The sequence below is a fragment of the Pseudomonas sp. GW456-12-1-14-TSB6 genome (assembly GCF_059424205.1).
The window spans coordinates 113009-134368 of the sequence record NZ_JBWKZE010000016.1 but is presented as its reverse complement, the minus strand read 5'-3'; the positions used below and the strand labels follow the sequence as shown (position 1 = coordinate 134368).

The window sequence follows — 21360 nt, the reverse complement described above, 5'->3', positions numbered from 1 at the left end:
CGGCCGGGTTCCAGGATAAAAACTTCAATCAAGACAACACTTGGCCCGCCGCCACCGTCAGCCCGTCATGCCACCACGCCGCAAGACTGAAGACGTTGGGCGCCTTGAGGATCGTGAAGTGGTTGCCCGGGCCGTACCACACCGCCAGATCCCTGGCCTCACGCTGCCAGCCTTCGAGCATCGCCGCCTGTTCGCGCTGGTTGCCCGAGGCGTCCAGCGTCGGGTCGTCCACCAGCGCCAGACGCACCGGACCGGTGTAGGCCAGCGCCGGCCGATAGACCGTGCGCAGTGCGGTGGCGAACGTGCGCACCGGGCCCTGCATCGCATCGAGTGACGCGCGTTCCGACAGCACACCCGCGCGCACCATCCCCTCGTGCAGCAGGCGCATTTGCGTGCTGTCGTCGGCTTCGGCGAACGTCAGCGCATCGATGCCCAGAGACTTGCCGCTGGACAGTTGCAGCGACTCGATCAGCCGCAACAGCGCCGCCGTCGTGGTGTAAGGCTTGCCCACCACACTGTTGCCGCCCGGCGATTCACTGTCGATCAGCGTCAGGGATGCCACTTCGCGCCCCGCCGCCTGCAACTGCGCCGCCATGGCGTAGGCCACCCAACCACCGAACGAATGCCCGATCAAATGCACCGGTCCTTGCGGATACAGCTGTTCAAGCGCCCGCCGGTAGAACGTGGCGGCGCTTTCGACCCGGCTGTGCGGCACCGTCGCGCCGTCCAGGCCTCGGGGTTGCAGCCCATGAATCGGCCACTCCGGCCCCAGCGCCTCAGTCAGGTGGAGGAACCCGGTAACACTGTCGCCGGCACCCGGCACGCAGAAAATCGGTGCATGTCCGGTGTGACCGGTCTGAATGGTCAGGATCGGCTGATAGGCCGTTGGCGCTGGCGCAGTTGCCGTTTCCAGCGCCTGAGTCAGGGCCTGCCCCAGAGCCTGAACGTGCGGTGCTTTCATCATGCTCTGGTGATCGCCCGGTACGTCGATGCAGTGCAACTCGGCACCTGGCAATTCTTCAGCCCAACCGCGCGTGGCGCTGAGTCGTGACATTTGCGCCGAACGCTCCGTGGCACGCAGCAGATGCAACGGCAGGCCGATCGGGTTGATCCGGTAATGCGCCAACGCATGCCCGTGGGCCACTTCCCGGTCGAGGTAATGCCAGGCATCCGCCGACGAGACAGCCGCCAGTTCGGGCCTGAGCAACTGTTGTTCGTGACAATGGTTGAACAAATCGGCGAACGCCCACTGCTCAAGTTCGGTCTGCAACATGGCCAGACGCGCCAGTGCCTGCTGCCCCTGCGTCTCGCGTCCGGCCCAATGCGCCGTGCAATGCAGAAGCAATTGGCGCTTGTGTACATGTGCATCGTTCCACAGCGCCTTATCCGGATCGGCCAGACGTGGCACGTAGGAGTCGATCAGCCCGACGAACGCCACTGACTCGTCCATCCCGAGCAGTTGCGCCGCGATTTCATAAGCCAGCACGCCACCGAACGACCAGCCGGCAAGCCGATAGGGGCCGTGGGGTTGTGTGGCGCGGATCACCTCGACCAGCCGGGTTGCCAGGCATTCCATGGTGCGCAGTTGCGCCATACCGGGATCGATACCCGGCAAGCCGTAAATCGGGAACTCGCCGCCGATATGCAGGCCCAGCGCCGGAAAATACAGGTCCCGACCACTGAACTCATGCACCAGGAACAACGGCGTGCCCCGCTCGCTTGCTCGCACCACGACCACACCGTCATGGTGTTGCACAGCGTCATCGCGCTGGCACAACAGCGTGGCAGCAGACTCGACAGTTGGATGCTGGAACAGCTCGGCCAACGAAACCGGCATGTCGGCCTTTTGCATCAGATCGACGAGCCGCACCGCCAGCAGCGAATGCCCGCCCAGTTCGAAGAAGTTGTCATGGCGGCCTACCCGCCCGACTTGCAACACTTCAGCCCAGAGCCCGGCCAGTGATTCCTCAAGAGGATTGGCCGGCGCCTGATAGTCACGCATGACCAGCGCTTGGTGTGTCGGCGCGGGCAAGGCTTTGCGATCGACCTTGCCGTTGTTGTTCAGCGGCAGGCTCTCCAGCACCACCCAGGCGGTCGGCACCATGTACTCCGGTAACCTGGCTTGCAGCAGCGCGCGCAGAGTAGCGCTCTGCAATGCAGGATCGTGCGCCGTGTAATAGGCCACCAGCCGCGTTGGCTCCTGGCCGTCGCGTCGGGCCACGACCACCGCTTCCTTGACCCCCGGACAGCTCAACAGACGGTTTTCGATTTCTCCGAGTTCGATCCGGAAGCCGCGGATCTTCACCTGGTCATCATTGCGGCCGAGACATTCCAGTCGCCCCGGCGCCTGCCAGCGGACCAGGTCGCCCGTGCGATACATCAAGGCTTGCGGGTTATCGCTGAACGGATCCCGGAGGAATTTCTCGGCACTCAGTTGAGGCCGATTCAGATAGCCCAGCGCAACCCCCTGACCACCGATGTACAACTCGCCGGTGACGCCGAACGGCACCGGTTGTTGCCGGTTATCCAGCACATACACGCGGGTATTGCCGATGGGGCCGCCAATCGAAACGCTGTCCGCCTCCGGCGCCACCTCACGCACTTCGAAGGTGGTGGCGTACGTCGTGGTTTCGGTCGGGCCATAACAATGCACCAGGCGCAGGTCCGGTGCTTCGGCGAGCAGCTTTCGAAACGCTGCCGGATCGCCACGCTCCCCACCGCACAGCAGGATGCGCAGCCCTTTGAGCACCTCGGGAATCAATTGCACATACTGATTGAACAATGCGGTGGTGACGAAGAGGATCGTGGCCCCGCACCGGCTCAGCTCCCGGCCGAATGCCTGTGGGTCGAGCAAAATCCCATGATCGATCACGGCCACCTGGCCACCGTTGAGCAAAGCGCCCCAGATATCCATGGTGCTCGCATCGAACGCCGGGTTCGAAGCGAATGCCACGCGATCACTCGGGTTGAAATCGGCGTAGCCGCAGTCGATCACAAGGCGGGTAATGCCGCGATGCGGCACCATGACCCCCTTCGGCGTGCCCGTGGAGCCCGAGGTGTACATGATGTACGCCAGCGCCTCCGAGGACTGAGGCAGATCCGGGTTGTGCGAAGGACTCCCGGCAAGCGCCAGGGTATCCAGATCCATTCGTCGCACCGGGTACTCGAAGGCCTGATCGCTGCCGGTCAACAGCGCGACCGCCTGACAATCCTGCACCATGAATGCCTGACGCTCGGCGGGTGCGTTGATGTCCAGCGGCACATAGGCCGCCGCACACTTGATGATCGCCAACTGCGCGATCAACAGTTCCAGCGAGCGTGGCAACAGAATCGCCACATGATCGCCAGGCTGCACACCTTGAGCGATGAGATGATGAGCCAGGCCGTTGGCGCGGCGGTTCAGTTCTGCGTAACTCAACACCTGCGTCCCGTGCACCGCGGCAACGGCCTGCGGATGCTCGGCGGCCTGCATCTCGAATACACGGTGCACGGTCAGCGCTTGCGGACTGTTCCGCGCGGTGGCGTTGAATTCGTCGAGCAACTGCGTGCGTTCCTGATCCTCGATTATCTGCGCGTGTTCCAGCACTGCCTGGTCGTTGTTGACCATGGCCTGCAACAAGCGCTGGAAATACCCGACATAACGCCGTGCCGTCGCCTCATCGAAGAGCGCTGTGGCGTACTCCATCCAGCCATTTATCCCGTTCGGCGATTCACCCAGGGTCAGGGTCAGGTCGAACTTGGCGAAGTGACTCGGCTCCGCCACCGCTTCCAGGGTCAGATCCCCCAGCGCCAATACCGGCCCGTCGCTGTTGCGCCAGTTGAACATGGTCTGGAACAGCGGGCTGTGGGCCAGGCTGCGGGCCGGTCGGGCGATTTCCACCACTTGCTCGAAGGGCAGGTCCTGATGGGCCTGGGCCTGCAGGGTCAGCGCCTTGACCCGCGCCAGCAGCGCTTCGGTGCTCAACTCACCGGAAGTATCAATGCGTAACGCCAGGGTATTGACGAACAACCCGATCAGTCCGTCGATTTCGGCCCGGAAACGGTTGGCCACCGGCGAACCGACCACCACGTCCGATTGCCCGGCCAAACGACTGAGCAGCATCGCCCACGCGCTCAGCATCGTCATGTACAGCGTCACGCCATGGCGCTGGCTCAAGGCTTTGAGGCCGGCGCTCAAGCGCTCGTCCAGGCACACTTCGACGCTGCTGCCGGCGTAATCCTGTTGCGGTGGTCGCGGTCGGTCGGCAGGCAACGTCAGCAAGGCTGGCGCATCGGCCAGCGTGCGTTGCCAATAATCGCTCTGGCGCTGCAAAACCTCCCCGCTCAGCCAGCGTCGCTGCCAGACGGCATAGTCGGTGTATTGCAACGCCAGCGGCGGCAAAGGGTCCGCCAACCCCTGACTGAAAGCCTGATACAACGCCATCAGCTCGCGGGTCAGCACCTCCATCGACCAACCGTCGGAGATGATGTGATGCAAGGTGATCAGCAACACATGGTGATCGTCCGCCATACGCACCAGCCGTCCGCGAATCAACGGATCATCCTGCAAGTCGAACGGGCCGGAAGCTTCCCCCTGAATCAGCGCCTGCAAGGCTTCATCGGCCTGCGGGTGCTGGCGCAGGTCCTCGACCCGCAGCAGCACACCGCTGTCGGGCGGAGTAATCAGCACCTGGGCTTCGCCGTTGTACGGCGTGAAACGGCTGCGCAGGCTTTCGTGGCGGGCGACAATCCGGGCCAGCGCCCGCTGTAGCGCATCGGCGTCGAGCACACCGCGCAGACGCAGACCGATCGGAATGTTGTAAGCCGTGTTGGCACCTTCCATCTGCGCCAGAAACCAGAAGCGCTGCTGGGAAAACGACAGCGGCAATGCGCCTTCCCGTGGCACCGGCAGGATCGGTGGCTGCGTCGAGCGTCCGGCCCGGGCAAGCGACTGCGCCACCGACGCCAGGTCGGCATTGGCGAACAACTCGCCGAGCGCAAGCTCCACGCCCAGTCGCTGACGCACCTGCGCGACCATGCGCATGGCCAGCAACGAATGGCCGCCCAGCTCAAAGAAATGATCCTGTCGGCCTATCCGTTCAACCTGCAGAATTTCGGCCCAGATCTGCGCCAGCGTGCATTCCAATTCGCCTTGCGGCGCCTCGTATTCGCGTGTGAGCAGCGCCGTGCGCTCCGGCAACGGCAAGGCCTTGCGATCCAGTTTGCCATTGGCGGTCAGCGGCAGGCTGTCGAGTCTGACGAACGCGACTGGCACCATGTACTCGGGCAACTGGCCCAGCAAATGCTCGCGCAGCTGCGCTACCGCCAGTGGCTGCACCTGGGCCTGCTCGGTGAAATAAGCCACCAGCCGTGGTTGTCCAGGCTCATCTTCACGGGCCAGCAGCACCGCTTCCTGAATGCCGGGAAGCTGGTGCAGACGGCTTTCGATTTCCCCCAGTTCTATACGCATGCCGCGGATTTTCACCTGGTCATCGTTGCGCCCCAGGTATTCGATTGTCCCGTCCGGGCGCCAGCGGGCAAGGTCGCCGGTGCGATACAGACGCGCATTCGGGCGTTGACTAAACGGGTCCGGCAGAAAGCGTTCAGCGGTCAGTTGCGCACGGTTCAAATAGCCGCGCGCCACGCCTGCGCCACCGATATACAGCTCGCCGGCCACCCCGATCGGCACCGGACGCTGTTGCTCGTCGAGCAGATACACCGAGGTATTGCTCACCGGTTTACCGATGTGCAGCGCCTCCCCCGCCTCGATCCGTCCGGATGTGGCAACGACGGTGGCTTCGGTCGGGCCATAGTTGTTGATCACATCGAAATGCTGATTGCGCGAAAACTGACGCAAGCGGTCGCCGCCGATCAGCAGGGTACGCAATGTCGGGTGCTCGAGATGCCGGCTGAAGGCGTATTCGGCGACGGGCGTCGGCAGGAAACTCACGTCCAGCGGTTGCGCGCACCACCAGGCCAGCAACCCGTCGACGTCTTCGCCGCCGTCCTGCGCAGGCGCCAGGTGCAGGGTCGCGCCGACGCACAGAGCTGGCCAGACTTCCCATGCCATCGCGTCGAAGCCGAACCCGGCCAGACTCGACGTATGGCGACCGGCACGCAGGTCAAAGGCGTTGCAGTGCCAGTCGACCAGATTGGCCAGTGTCTGGTGTTCGACCATCACCCCCTTGGGCAAACCGGTGGAGCCCGAGGTGTAGATCACATAAGCCAGGTTCGCCTCGGACAGACCTGCTACCACTGGGTTTGCGTCATTGCCTGAGCGCCAGGTGCGCGGGTCGAGATCGAGTACCGGCAGCTCCTGTCCCGGCAGCCGTGCGAGCAGGTCACTCGAGGTCAGAATCGCCACTGGCTCGCAATCGCTCAGCAGATAACTCAAGCGTTCGGCCGGATGCGCGGGGTCGATCGGCACATACCCGGCGCCTGCCTTGAGGACAGCGAGCAATCCGGCCAGGGTATCCAGCCCTCGCCGGGCGACGATGGCTACCCGGTCATCCGGCTGCACACCCAGATCGATCAAGCGATGCGCCAGAAGGTTGGCCTGGCGGTTCAGTTCGTGGAACGTCAGTTGCTTGTCCAGGTGCACCGCCGCCAGCGCTTGCGGTCGCGCGACGACCTGCGCCTCGAAGCGTTGATGAATCGTCTGTCCGCGAACGTATTCGACATTGCTGGCGTTGAACCCCGTCAACAACTGTTCGCGCTCCAGGCCGGGCAACACCGACAGTTGACTCAACGGCGTATCCGCCGCGTGCTCCAGCGCCTGCAACAGGTTTTCCATGGCACACACCATATAGCCGCAGATCCGCTGCGCTTCGACTTCACGGGTGGCCAGCAGCGTCAGGCTGAAGTGATCGCCAAAGTCATCGATGCTCAAGGTCAGCGGGTAATTGGTGCGTTCCTCCGCATGCAGGACGCTGATCCCCTCCCAGGCCGAGAGCGCTTCGGCACTGGCATTGGCACTTGAGGTGCTGTGCCGGTAGTTGAGCAGCGAACTGAACAGCGGCGATGACCCGACCACCCCACTGCAGCGTTGGGCCAGCACCAGCGGTGCGTGCTCATGGCGCATCAGGCTGGTCAGACGTGCATGGGTGGCCTTCACCGACTCATTCGCTGCCAGCGCGCTGACCTCGACCCGGAGCGGCAAGGTGTTGATGAAAATGCCCAGCGCGCGGTCGGTCGACTCCGCCCCTTGCATTCGCCCCATCAGCACGGTACCGAACACAACGGCGGACTTGCCGGTGAGTGCATTCAGGACCTGCCCCCAGCCGAGATGGAACAGACTCGCGACACTCACCCCGAGCGAGCGGGCACTGGCTCGCAGGCGCTGCCCCAGCAACGGGTCAAGTGGCACACCGCACTCTTCGATGTCGCTGCCGTCGCCATGCACGCCCTGCAGGCCGAACGGCAACGTCGGCTCGTCGATGTCACCGAGCATCTCGCGGAAAAACGCCTCGTGCTCGGACTCGCTGATGCCTAGCCGCGCCTGGGCGACATAATTGCGAAACGGTACGGGCACTCCCAGTCTGGTGCTCTGTCCTGACAGGCACGCCTGCATTTCCTCGCTGACCACCGCGAGCGCCGAGTGATCCATCGCCATGTGGTGAAACAGCAACATCGCGACGATACGCCCGGTCTCTGAATCCCGGGCATGAGCCAGGCGCAATAGCGGCGCACGTGTCACGTCGAGACGGAAATGCCGGGCGTCGAATCGCGCATGCAACTGCTCAAGGACATCGCCCTCAGCCGCATCAAGCTGCACGTTCTCCAAAGGCAACTCGACACTTCGCAGGACGACTTGCACCGGCGTGTCCAGTCCTTCCCAGACGATGGCGGTGCGCAGAATGTCGTGGCGCTCGATGACAGTCTGCAGAGCCCGAACGAATGCCTCGAACCGCTCGGGTCCGCTGAACGCGAATTTCGCCTGCATCACATACGGATCACCCTGTGCAGCGCTCGCGTGGTGGTAGAGGATGCCCTCCTGCAACGGCGTCAGTGGATAGATGTCCTGGACATTGGCGCCGCCGCCAGGGATCTGCGCGACAATTTGATCGAGGGTGTCCTGGCTCAGGTCAACCATTGTCAGCATCGCCGGGGTGACCCGTGTTGTGCCCGGTGAAATGCCATTGACCGGCACTGCAACCTGCCCTTCCCGTGCGGGCGAGTAACCGCCCGCCTCGATCAGCTCGATCAATGCTGGTTTGTGCTCGCGCAATGCGGCCAGCAAGGCCGGTTCACTCAGGGCCTGCTTGTTGCCATTGACCCGTAATTGCCCGTCCGTGATTGCCAACTGGATGTCTTTTGTCTTCAGCGTCGCCAACAGTTCATTCAGGTTCACAGGACGATCTCCATTCTTTCCGTGATGGCTGCGTAACCAGCCAGGGTCGGTTGCTCGAACAACGTCCGGACATCGGCTTCGATACCTGCCTGTTGCAGGCGCCCGATCAGACTGACTGCCAGCAACGAATGCCCACCCAGCTCAAAGAAATGGTCTTGTCGCCCGACGCGCTCGACTTTGAGCAATTCGCTCCACAGTGCCGCGAGGAGGATTTCCATCTCGCCGACCGGCGCTTCGTATTCGCGAATGCTGACTGCAGCCGAATCCGGTGCAGGCAGCGCCTTGCGATCGACCTTGCCGTTGGGGCTCAGCGGCAGGCTGTCGAGCGCTACAAACGCCGACGGCACCATGTAATCGGGCAAGCGTGCCAGCAAGTGTTCGCGCAACGCCTCGATCCCCGGTTGCCCGACTTCGGCATGCCAGGTGAAGTACGCCACCAGACGCTCATCACGCACCAGCACCACGGCTTCGCGCAGGGCTGGATGGCTGAGCAGTTGCGCTTCGATCTCACCCGGTTCCAGACGCAGGCCCCGCAGCTTGACCTGGAAGTCGTTGCGCCCGATGAATTCGAGCTGGCCATCGGTGCGATAGCGCACCCGGTCGCCCGTGGCGTACAGCCGATCGCCGGCCACGAACGGGCTCGGGATAAACCGTTCGGCCATCAATTGCGGCAGGCCCAGATAACCCCGCGCAACCCCGGCACCACCAATGTACAACTGGCCGATCACGCCCATCGGCACCGGCCGCTGAGCGGCATCGAGGACATATAGACGGGTGTTGTTGATCGGCCGTCCGATCGGCAAAGCACTGTCCGGCACCGGCATCGACGGTTCCAGCGTCCACACCGTGCTGTCGACCGTGGCTTCGGTCGGGCCATAGACGTTGTGCAAGCGCACTTGCGGCAAACGCTCGCGCACACGGCGAGCCAGCGCTGGGGTCAGGTCACCGCCGCCACAGAACACGTCGGTGAGGCTGCTGCACTGGCTGACGTCGTCCTGCTCGAGGAACTGCTGCAACAACACCGGCACGAACTGGATCACGCTGATCCGCTGCTCGCGAATCACCCGCGCCAGATACGCCGGTTCGCGGTGTCCGTCAGGACGTGCCAGCACCAGACGCAGGCCAGCGCTCAGAGGCCAGAACAGCTCCCAGACCGAGGCATCGAAACTGAACGGGGTTTTCTGTAACAGGGCGCCGTCGGCCACGGCGGGACACAGCTGCGAACTCCAGTGCAACAGGTTGCCGACGCCGCGATGCTCGACCATCACGCCTTTCGGCGCACCGGTCGAACCGGAGGTGTAGATCACGTAAGCCAGGTTCGAAGCGCTCAGGCCCGGTACTTGCGGGTTGTCATCCGGGTTGGATGTCCGTTGCGCCTGATCCAGATCGATCACCCGCGCGGTGCTCTCGTCGAGCAAAGCGCGAGTCGCCCCATGCACCAGCACCGCTACCGGCGCGCTGTCCTTGAGCATGTAATCCAGACGTTCCGCCGGGTACGCCGGGTCCAGCGGCACATAGGCACCACCCGCCTTGAGAATGCCGAGCAGTCCGACGATCAGCCCCAGCCCGCGCTCGACGCAGATTGCCACCCGCGAATCCGGCCCCACGCCCAGCTCACACAGGTAATGGGCCAGGCGATTGGCCTGTGCGTTGAGTTCGGCGTAGGTCAGCCGCTGCTCACCGGCCTGCAACGCGATGGCTTGCGGCGTGCGTTGCACTTGCGCCTCGAACATAGCGTGAACGGTTTGCTCCAGATCGTCGGCGGTGCCGGTGACGTTAAGGTCGTAAAGCACCCGCTGACGTTCTGCGCCGTCAAGGATCGGCAAGCGGTTCAGCGGCTGATCCGGAGCCTGCTCCAGAGCATCCGCCAGTTGCTCCAGCGCGGTCTGCATGTAGTCGCAGATCCGCTGCGAGCCGATGCTCGCCGGGGTCATGGCGGTGAGCACGAACCCGCTGCCCAGATCATCGACGCCCAGACTCAGCGGATAGTTGGTGCGCTCTTCGCTGCTCAGGGTCTCGATGCCCTGCCAGGCCTGACGCCGGTTTTGCTGTTGCGCCGCGTCGGCGCTGTGCCGGTAGTTGAGCATCGAACTGAACAGCGGTGACGGCGCGGCGACGCCACTGCAACGCTGGGCCAGCGCCAGTGACGCGTGCTCATGACCGAGCAGCGCACTGAGCCGCGCATGCGTCGCCCGAGCCCCATCACGCACCGGGTTTGCTCCCAGATCGACCCGCAGCGGCAAGGTGTTGATGAACATCCCCAACGCCCGGTCGGCCCCCTCGCCGCCCTGCATCCGGCCCATCAGCACCGTGCCGAATACCACACGATCCTGCCCGGATGTCGCGGCCAGCACCTGTGCCCACGCGAGGTGGAACAGGCTGGCCACGCTGATGCCCAGTTGCCGTGCGAGGCTGCGCAGACGCTGGCCGGTGGCGGCGGTCAAGGCCTGTCGCGTTTCCTCGATATCGCTACCGTCACCTTGCACATCCTGCAAACCGAACGGCAGGGTCGGCTCGTCGATGTCGCCGAGCATGTCGTGGAAGAACGCTTCGTGCTCCTGCTCGCTGACACCCAGCCGCGCCTGTGCCACGTAGTTGCGGTAAGGCACCGCCGCGCCCAGCGAGGCTTCGCGCCCTTGCAGGCAGGCGAGCATTTCGTGCTGCACCACGTCCAGCGCGGTGTGATCGAGCACAAGATGGTGGAACAGCAACATCGCGACCACCCGGTTGTGAGCCGGATCACGGGCATACACCAGGCGCAGCAACGGCGCCTGGCTGATGTCGAGCCGGTAGTGCCGGGCATCGAAACGCTCGTGCAACTGGTCAAGGATGTCGCCATCCGCCGGATCGAGCACTATTTCCTGCGCAGGCAAGTCTGCGTGACGCCAGACCACTTGCATCGGCTCGGCCAGCTTCTGCCAGATCACCGCCGTGCGCAGGATGTCGTGACGGGCAATGACCTGGCGCAGCGCCGCCGCGAACGCTTCCACACGCTCGACGCTGTCGAAGGCCAGCCGCGATTGGAGCAGGTACGGGTCGCCCTGCTCCGCGCTCAAGTGATGATAGAGGATGCCCTCCTGCAACGGCGCCAGCGGATAAATGTCCTGCACGTTGGCGGCGCCACCCGGCACGCTGGCGACGATCCGGTCGATGCTCGACTGATCCAGTTCGGTCAGGCTCAGCAGCTCCGGGGTGATGTGGGTGCAGTTGGCAGGAATGCGATTGGCCGGCACTTCGATCTCACGACCGCTGCCCACTGCTGCGGCCAGGGCTGCCAGGGTCGGCTGGCTGAACAGCACACGCACGTCGGTGTTCAGGCCGATCTGGCGCAGGCGTTCGATCAGACTCACGGCCAGCAACGAGTGGCCGCCCAGTTCGAAGAAGTTGTCGTGGCGACCGACTTTTTCCAGCTTCAGGACATCGGCCCAGATCTGCGCCAGCGCGGTTTCCACCGGGCCTTGCGGGGCTTCGTATTCACGGCTGAGCCAGGCACTTTGATCCGGCTCCGGCAAGGCCTTGCGGTCGAGTTTGCCGTTGGCGGTCAGCGGCAAGGTGTCGAGTCGAACGTAAGCCGCCGGGATCAATGCTTGCGGTAGACGCGTTTGCAGATGATTGCGCAGGGCTTCGATGTCGGTCGGCGCACACTCGGTGAACCACACCAGCAACTGGCCGTCGCGCACCAGCGCCACCGCGTCCTGCACTGCCGGATGGCTGCTCAGGGCGGCTTCGATTTCCCCCAGTTCAACCCGCACGCCGCGCAGTTTCACCTGATCGTCATTGCGGCCCAGGTATTCGATGTTGCCGTCCGCCAGCCAGCGTGCGAGGTCGCCGGTGCGGTACATCCGCGCCTGCGGCTGATCGCTGAACGGATCAGTAAGAAAGCGTTCGGCGGTCAGATCGGGACGGTTCAGGTAACCGCGCGCCACGCCAGCGCCGGCGACGTACAACTCACCCGTCACACCCACGGGCACCGGACGTTGCTGGTCATCGAGCAGATAGATTCGGGCGTTGGCCATCGGCCGACCGATGTGCAGCGGCTGGCCGACTTCGACCCGGCCGGACGTCGCGACCACCGTGGCTTCGGTCGGGCCGTAGTTGTTGATCACCGAGAAGGTCTGTTCACGGCTGAACTGACGCAGCTTGTCGCCACCAATCAGCAAGGTACGCAGGGTCGGATGTTGCAGTTCGCGGCTGAACGCATATTCGGCCACTGGAGTTGGCAGGAAGCTGACCTGCAACGGCTGCGCCCGCCACCAGTCAAGCAGTTCGTCCAGATGCTCGTTGCTCACCGATTCCGGCGGCAGATGCAACGTCGCACCGACGCACAACGCCGGCCAGACTTCCCAGGCCATCGCATCGAAGCCGAACCCGGCCACGCTGGCGGTGTGGCTGCCAGCCTGCAGGTCAAAGGCTTCGGCGTGCCAGTGCACAAGGTTTTCCAGGGTCGCGTGTTCGACCATCACGCCTTTCGGCTGGCCGGTGGAGCCTGAGGTGTAGATCACGTAGGCCAGGTCGTCCGGCGTAAACTCGGCAACCTGCGGATCAGCAACCGACAGGTCTTGCCAGGTCTCATGGGCAAGATCAATCACAGGTACGCCAGCCTGATTCGGCAAAGCTACATCGCGAACCAGTACCACCCTCGGCGCACTGTCGGCCAGCATGTAAGCAATTCGCTCGGGCGGATAAGCCGGGTCGACCGGTACATAAGCGGCGCCTGCCTTGAGGATCGCCAGCAAGCCGACCAGCATGTCCGGGCTGCGTTTGAGACAGATCGCCACTCGTGTCTCGGTAGTGACCCCCAGCCCCTGCAGATGATGGGCCAGGCGATTGGCGCGCTGGTTCAATTGCCTGAACGTCAGGCGCTGCGTGCCCGCCTGAACCGCCACGGCATCCGGCGTCCGCGCAACCTGCGCTTCGAACAGACGATGAACACCTTGCGCTGACGGGTAAACCGCCGTGCTCGCGTTGAAATCGCCAAGCAGCTGCGCGCGCGCCGCCGCTGACAGGACGTTGAGACGTTCAAAGGCCTGTCCGGGGTTGTCAGCCAACGCTGTCGCCAGCTCCGTCAGAGCGCTGTGCATCAGCTCGCAGACCCGCTGCGCCCCCACATGATCCGGGGTCAGCACCGACAGATTGAAGCCATCGCCCCGGTCGTTGATGCTCAAGGTCAGCGGATAATTCGTGCGCCCGTCCTGGGCCAGGAATTCGATGCCTTGCCAGACCGGGTCAACCGTCTGTCGCGCAGCGTCGTGGCCGCTGTGTCGATAGTTGAGTACCGCGCTGAACAGCGGCAAAGGGGCGGCCACGGCGCTGCAACGCTGAGCCAGTGCCAGCGACGCATGCTCATGTCCCAGTAAAGCCGCCAACCGCTCATGAACCGTTCGAACCGCTTCGCTCACACTTTGCCCGGCAACTTCCACGCGCAACGGCAAGGTGTTGATGAACATCCCCAAAGCCCGATCCGCGCCCTCGCCGCCTTGCATCCGCCCCAGCAGCACGGTGCCGAACACCACGTCCCGGCGTCCGGAAGTCGCCGCCAGCACCCGCGCCCAGGCGAGATGAAACAGGCTTGCGACGCTGACCCCGTATTGCCGCGCCTGTCGGCGCAAGTGCCGATTCAATTGCACCGGCAGCGCCAGCGAGTGCTCCTCGATGTTGCGGCCGTCGCCCTGTACGTCCTGCAAGCCGAATGGCAGGGTCGGCTCGTCAATATCACCGAGCATCTCGCGAAAGAAGCTTTCGTGTTCTTCCTCGCTGATGCCTTGGCGAGCCTGATGTACGTAGTTGCGGTAGGGCGCGGCAGGCGGCAAAGACTCAACCTGCCCCGGCAGATACAACTGCATTTCCCGGCGAACCACCTCCAGTGCGGTGTGATCCAGCACGACGTGATGAAACAACAGCACACCTGCCACCCGGTCACGCAGCGGATCTTCGGCATATACCAGACGGATCAGCGGTGCCTGACCGAGGTCGAGGCGATAATCCCGGGCATCGAACCGTGCGCGCAACTGATGGAGGATATCGCCATCCAGCGGACTCAAATCGACCGATTGCACCGCCAGCTCGGCCTCTCGCCATACCACTTGCTGCGGGCTCGGCAATCCTTCCCACACCAGACTGGTGCGCAGGATGTCGTGACGCGCAATCACCTTTTGCAAGGCGTTGGCAAAAGCGCGCAAGCGCTCGACGCTGGCAAAGGCCAGGCATGATTGCAGCAGGTACGGGTCACCCTGCTCCGCGCTCAAGTGGTGATAAAGGATGCCCTCCTGCAACGGCGCCAGCGGATAAATGTCCTGCACGTTGGCGGCGCCGCCCGGCACGCTGGCCACGATCCGGTCGATGCTGGCCTGATCCAGTTCGGTCAGACTCAGCAGCTCCGGGGTGATGTGGGTGCAGTCGGCAGAAATGCGATTGGCCGGCACTTCGATTTCGCGACCGCAGCCCACCGCAGCCGCCAGGGAGGCCAGGGTCGGCTGGCTGAACAGCACGCGCACGTCGGTGTTGAGGCCGATCTGGCGCAGGCGTTCGATCAGACTCACGGCCAGCAACGAGTGGCCACCCAGTTCGAAGAAGTTGTCGTGACGTCCGACCTGCTCCAGTTTCAACACGTCAGCCCAGATCTGCGCCAGCGCGGTTTCCACCGGGCCTTGCGGGGCTTCGTATTCGCGGCTGAGCCAGGCGCTTTGATCCGGCTCCGGCAAGGCCTTGCGGTCGAGTTTGCCGTTGGCGGTCAGGGGCAAGGCGTCGAGGCGCACGTAAGCCGCCGGGATCAGGGCTTGCGGTAGACGAGTTTGCAGATGATTGCGCAGGGCTTCGATATCGGTCGGCGCACACTCGGTGAACCACACCAGCAATTGCCCGTCGCGCACCAGCGCTACTGCGTCCTGCACTGCCGGATGGCTGGCCAGCGCCGCTTCGATTTCCCCCAGTTCAACCCGCACGCCGCGCAGTTTCACCTGATCGTCGTTGCGGCCCAGGTACTCGATATTGCCGTCTACCAGCCAGCGTGCGAGGTCGCCGGTGCGGTACATGCGTCCTTCGCTGAACGGGTCATTCAGGAAGCGCTCGGCGGTCAGATCGGGACGGTTCAGATAACCCCGTGCGACACCGGCGCCGGCGACGTACAACTCCCCCGTCACACCTACTGGCACTGGCCGTTGCTGATCGTCGAGCAGATAGATACGAGCGTTGGCCATCGGCCGGCCGATGTGCAGCGTTTGACCGACTTCAACCGGACCCGAGGTGGCGACCACCGTAGCCTCGGTCGGGCCGTAGTTGTTGATCACCGCGAAACTCTGTTCTCGATTGAACTGACGCAGCTTGTCACCACCGATCAGCAAAGTGCGCAAGGTCGGGTGTTGCAGCTCGCGGCTGAAGGCGTACTCGGCCACCGGGGTTGGCAGGAAACTCACCTGCAACGGCTGCGCTCGCCACCAGTCGAGCAGTTCGTCCAGGTGCTCGTTGCTCACCGATTCCGGAGGCAGGTGCAATGTCGCGCCGACGCACAACGCCGGCCAGACTTCCCAGGCCATCGCATCGAAGCCGAACCCGGCCACGCTGGCGGTGTGACTGCCGGCCTGCAGGTCAAAGGCTTCGGCGTGCCAGTGCACAAGGTTTTCCAGGGTCGCGTGTTCGACCATCACGCCTTTTGGCTGGCCGGTGGAGCCCGAGGTGTAGATCACGTAGGCCAGATGCTCGGGGGTCAGGTCCGGCAACTGTGGATTGCTGTCCTGCAGATGCTGCCAGGCGTCGCTGTCAAGATTGATCACCGGCACGGCACCCAGCAGGTCGCGAGTGGCCGTCTGTGCCAGAACCGCCACCGGATCGCTGTCCTGCAGCAGGTAAGCGATCCGTTCCGCCGGATGTGCCGGATCGACCGGAACATAACCGGCGCCAGCCTTGAGGATCGCCAGCAGCCCGACCAGCATCTGCGGACCCCGCTGCACACAGAGCGCGACGCGATCGTCCGGTTGCACACCGAGGCCGATCAGGTGATGGGCCAGGCGGTTGGCGCGGCGGTTCAACCCGTCGTAGCTCAGGCTTTGCCCGCCCTGCACCACTGCCACAGCGTCAGGTTGGGTCGCCGCTCGCGCTTCAAACAATTGGTGCACCACATGGCCGTGGGCAAAGTCGCGACCGGTGACATTGAAACCGACCAGCACGCGCTGGCGTTCGGCCGCCGACAGAATCGACACCTGATTCAATGGCGCATGCCGATCCTGTTCCAGCGCGCTCAGCACATTGTGCAGTGCCGTTTGCAGGTAATCGCAGACCCGCGCGCCATCCACTTCGGGCACTGCCTGCACAGAAAGCCGGAAGCCCTGTCCAAGGTCGTCGACGCTGACCACCAGCGGATAGTTGCTGCGCTCACGAGAATCAAGAATCCGGATGCCTTCCCAGCCCGGCGTCGCCGTCTGTTGCGCGCTGTGGCGATAGTTGAGCAAGGTATTGAACAGCGGTTGCGAACCCGTCACGCCACTGCAACGTTGAGCCAGCATCAGCGGCGCTTGCTCATGCACCAGCAGTTGCGCCAGACGCTCGTGGGTCGCCCTGACACCCGCCTCCACCGCCGTGGCCCCTACATTGACCCTTAACGGCAGGGTGTTGATGAACATGCCCAACGAACGATCGGCGCCCTCGCCACCCTGCATGCGCCCCAGCAACACCGTGCCGAATACCACTTCCTCGCGCCCGCAGACCTGTGCAAGTACCTGACCCCAGGCCTGATGCACCAGACTCGCAACACTGATGCCCAGCGTGCGGGCCTGTTTGCGCAGGCGCCCGGCAAGATGCTCATCCAGTGCCAATTCGCTGTCCACGATGTTTGTGCCATCGCCGAGTACGTCCCGCAAGCCAAACGCCAGGGTCGGTTCGACGATGTCGCCGAGCATCTCGCGAAAGAACGCTTCATGGGCCTCGGCATTCGAACCGAGACGGGCCTGAGCGACATAGTTGCGGTATTGCACGGGGGGCGGCAGCACGCCGACTTGCCCGTCAAGGGCGTCGCTCATCTCGGCCACCAACACCTCAAGCGCGGTGTGATCGAGCACGATGTGGTGCAACAGCAGGATCCCGACCCAGCGGTTTTGCAAAGGGTCCTCGGTGTAGGCGAAGCGCATCAACGGCGCACGCTGCAAGTCCAGGCGATAGTGTCGCGGATCGAAGCGCGCCTGCATTTGCTGCAACACATCACCGTCCTGCGGATCGGCATCCACCCGCTCCAGTGCCAGCGGCGCCGAACGCCACACCACTTGCACTGGCTCGTCGAGGTTTTCCCTGACCACGCTGGTACGCAGGATGTCGTGCCGGGCGATGACACTGTTCAACGCGCGAACGAACGCCTTGATCTGCGCCAGTCCGTCGAAGGCGAACTGCGCTTGCAGCACGTACGGGTCACCGTCGGCAATGGCCAGATGGTGATAGAGGATGCCCGCCTGCAACGGTGCCAGGGCATAGATGTCCTGCACGTTGTCGATACCGCCCTCGACGGTCTCGACGATACGGTCGATGGCCGCTTGATCCAGCGTGGCCAGCGGCAGCATGTCCGGGGTGATGCGGGTGCAACCGGGTTCGATGCGGTTGGCCGGCACGCTGACCGTGGCGTCCCCTCCCAGCGTCGCGGCGAGTGCCGCCACGCTTGGCTGGCCGAACAGCACACGGACGTCGCACTGCATGTTTTGCTGGCGCATGCGCTCGATCAGCTTCACCGCCAGCAGCGAATGCCCGCCCAGTTCGAAGAAATTGTCATGTCTGCCCACCCGGTCCAATCCGAGCAAGGTCTGCCAGATCACAGCGATGCGGGTTTCGATTTCGCCAAGCGGTGCTTCAAACGCCCGCCGGGCGAAGGCTTCGTTGTCCGGCTGCGGCAACGCCCGGCGATCGAGTTTGCCGTTGGCCGTCAGCGGGAAGGCATCGAGACGCACGAACGCGCCCGGCACCATATGCTCGGCCAGCGATGCCAGCAGGTGATCGCGCAATTGCGCAACGCTCGGTTCGACACCTTCGGCGGCCAGCCAGTAGGCCACCAGACGCGTATCGCCAGGACTGTCCTCGCGGGCGATCACCAGCGCATCGCGCACACCGTCGCAGGAGGCAAGACGTGCCTGGATCTCGCCAAGCTCGATACGAAAACCACGGATTTTCACCTGATCGTCGTTGCGTCCCAGGTATTCGAGTTCGCCGTCCACCGTCCAGCGTGCCAGATCGCCGGTCTTGTACAAACGCGCTTCGGCATGCCCGCTGAACGGGTCGGCGATGAAGCGCTCGGCGGTCAACGCCTCACGGTTCAGATAACCACGGGCAACCCCGGAGCCACCCACATACAACTCACCGGTCACCCCGGCTGGCACGGGTTCTCGCCGAGCATCGAGGACGTATAGCTGCAGGTCGGGAATGCGCACGCCGATCGGGCTGCTGGCGGTCAGTTGCGCGTCTGCCACCACCAGCGGGCGATAGGTCACATGCACCGTGGTTTCGGTGATGCCGTACATGTTCACCAGCCGGGTGCCAGCGTTGCCGATCCGCGCGTACCAGGGTTTGAGTGATCCTGGCTCCAGCGCCTCACCACCAAAAATCACCTCGCGCAGCGAATGCTGCAACGGGCTGCGGCCCTGGGCGGCGACCAACTGGCGGAAAGCGCTCGGCGTCTGGTTGAGTACGGTGACACCCGTGCGGCAGAGCAACGCATAACACTCGTCCGGCGAGCGACTGATGTGTTGCGGCACCACCAGCAACTGACCGCCGTAAGCCAGCGCGCCCCAGATTTCCCAGACCGAGAAGTCAAAGGCAAACGAGTGGAACAACGCCCAGACGTCTTGCGCATTGAACCGGAACCAATCGTGGGTCGCGCCAAACAGGCGGGCCACGTTGCGATGCTCGACCATCACGCCTTTGGGCAGCCCGGTGGAGCCAGAGGTGTAGATCACGTAGGCCAGATGCGCCGGATTCAAGTCCGAGATCTGCGGGTTGAATTCAGGTTCGGTCTGCAAATCGTCGTTATCGAGGTCGATCTGCGGCACGGATAGCCCGGCAATCCGATCCAGAGTCGCGGCCTGCATCAGCACCGCCACCGGCGCACTGTCTTGCAAAGTGAAGGTGATGCGCTCCAGCGGATAAGCCGGATCGATCGGCACATATCCGGCGCCCGCCTTGAGCACGCCGAGCAGGCCGACGATCATTTGCGGGCCGCGTTCGACGCAGATCGCTACCCGGTCATCCGGACGAATGCCAAGGGCGAGCAAACGATGGGCCACCTGGTTGGCCTGTCGGTTGAGTGCTCCATAGCTGTAAGTACGGCCCTCGAACAGCAACGCGACTGCCTCGGGCCGAGTGTGCGCATGCGCTTCGAATTGCTGATGGATCAAAGGCGTGTCGGGAAACGTCGCCTTCGGTGAATTGACGCCATACAGCCAGTGCTCACGCTCGGCGGGCGGCAGGATGTTGAGGCTGTGCAATGCGGCTTGCGGGTTGTTCTGCAACGCATCGACGAGACTTGCCAGTGCCGTGCGCAGGTAACCGGCGATGCGTGAGGCGCCAAGCGTCACATCGGCCAGTACCGTGATGCGCAGGTCCTGACCGAGGTCATCGATGTTGACGGTCAGCGGGTAATTGGTGCGCTCGCGGGCACCCAACACGTGCACCCCCGGCGACAGCTCGATCACTTCGGCGACTTCCTCCACACTGCTGTGGCGGTAGTTGAGCATGGCGCTGAACAGCGGCGTCGGTACCGCCACGGCGCTGCAACGCTGGGCCAGTGCCAGGGACGCCTGCTCATGGGCGAGCAGCGCGGTCAGGCGCCGGTGCGTCGCCAGCACGCCGTCATGAACGCTCGACGCGCCGACATCCACCCGCAAAGGCAAGGTATTGATGAACATCCCCAAGGCCTGTTCGACACCGTCGGCCGCGTTCATCCGTCCCAACAGAACGGTGCCGAACACCACCGCCGAGCGCCCGCACAGCTGACCCAGCACCCGCGCCATGGCCAGGTGCATCAGGCTCGCCACGCTCACCCCCGATTGTCGCGCGTGGGTACGCAGGCGCTGGCTCAGATCGCTGTCGAGCATGCACGAGACTTCCTCGATGCCCTGCCCGTCACCTTGTACATCGTGCAAGCCACCGGGCAGTGTCGGCTCGTCGATTTCGCCGAGCATCTCGCGGAAAAAGTCTTGATGCGCTTGCTCATCCGACCCCAGACGTGCCCTCGCCAGGTGGTCGCGAAACGGCACCGCCCTCGCGACTTCGGCATCGCGGCCGGACAGGTAGGCCTGAATTTCCCGGCGCACCACATCGAGCGCGACGTGATCCATGATCATGTGATGGAACAGCAACAATGCGACCACCCGGTCGTTGACCGGATCCTCGGCGAACACCAGCCGCAGCAACGGGGCCTGTTGCAGGTCGAGGCGGAAATATTGTGGGTCGTGGCGTGCCAGCAATTGCGCGAGTACATCCTCACGGTCATTCAGATTGACTTCCTCACAGACCAGCGGGGCTTCACGCCAGACCACCTGCACAGGTTCGTCCAGATGCTCCCAGAGGATGGAGGTGCGCAAAATGTCATGGCGCTCGATCACCCGACGCAACGCTTCGGTGAATGCCTCCAGCCGTTCGCGACTGTCGAACGTGAACCGCGCCTGCGACACATAGGGATCACCCTCGGGGGCGGAAAGGTAGTGATAAAGCAGCCCCTCCTGCAGCGGAGCCAGCGGATAGATGTCCTGCACATTCGCCACGCCGCCCGGCACGGTGGCGACGATGCGGTCGATAGCCGGCTGATCCAGTTGCACCAGCGGCAGCATGTCCGGGGTGATGCGCAACGCCGGGCTCGACCAGTCGCCGCCGTGGCTCGCCACCAGTTCCAGCAACTGCGCCTTGTGTTTGGCGAGGCTGTCCCACAACGCATCGTCCAGTGCGTCGTCATCGCCCAGAATGACCAGGTCTTCATCGTCCTGTTGAAGGCGGATCGCATGGGTGGAAATAACAGCCATCAGCTCGCGAAATTGCATGGGGGTAACCTGCTGTAAATTCGGGAA

Annotated in this window: 2 protein-coding genes; both read right to left on the bottom strand. The window is 63.7% G+C overall.

Annotated elements, in window-relative coordinates; all coding sequences use genetic code 11:
- Positions 1-28: 28 nt before the first annotated feature.
- The gene (locus AC07Y2_RS16825) at positions 29-8329 is read right to left on the bottom strand and encodes a non-ribosomal peptide synthetase (RefSeq protein WP_103386468.1); all 8301 of its coding nucleotides are present in this window, start codon (positions 8327-8329) and stop codon (positions 29-31) included.
- Entirely contained in the window at positions 8326-21333 is a 13008-nt protein-coding gene (locus AC07Y2_RS16820; protein WP_103386469.1) for a non-ribosomal peptide synthetase, read from the bottom strand. The genes AC07Y2_RS16825 and AC07Y2_RS16820 overlap by 4 nt, the downstream gene beginning before the upstream one ends.
- Between the last annotated feature and the right edge of the window lie 27 nt (positions 21334-21360).

Bases quoted from the DNA above. Each gene is read 5' to 3' on its own strand.
- AC07Y2_RS16820 (WP_103386469.1), bottom strand. From the start codon at position 21,333: ATGCAATTTCGCGAGCTGATGGCTGTTATTTCCACCCATGCGATCCGC.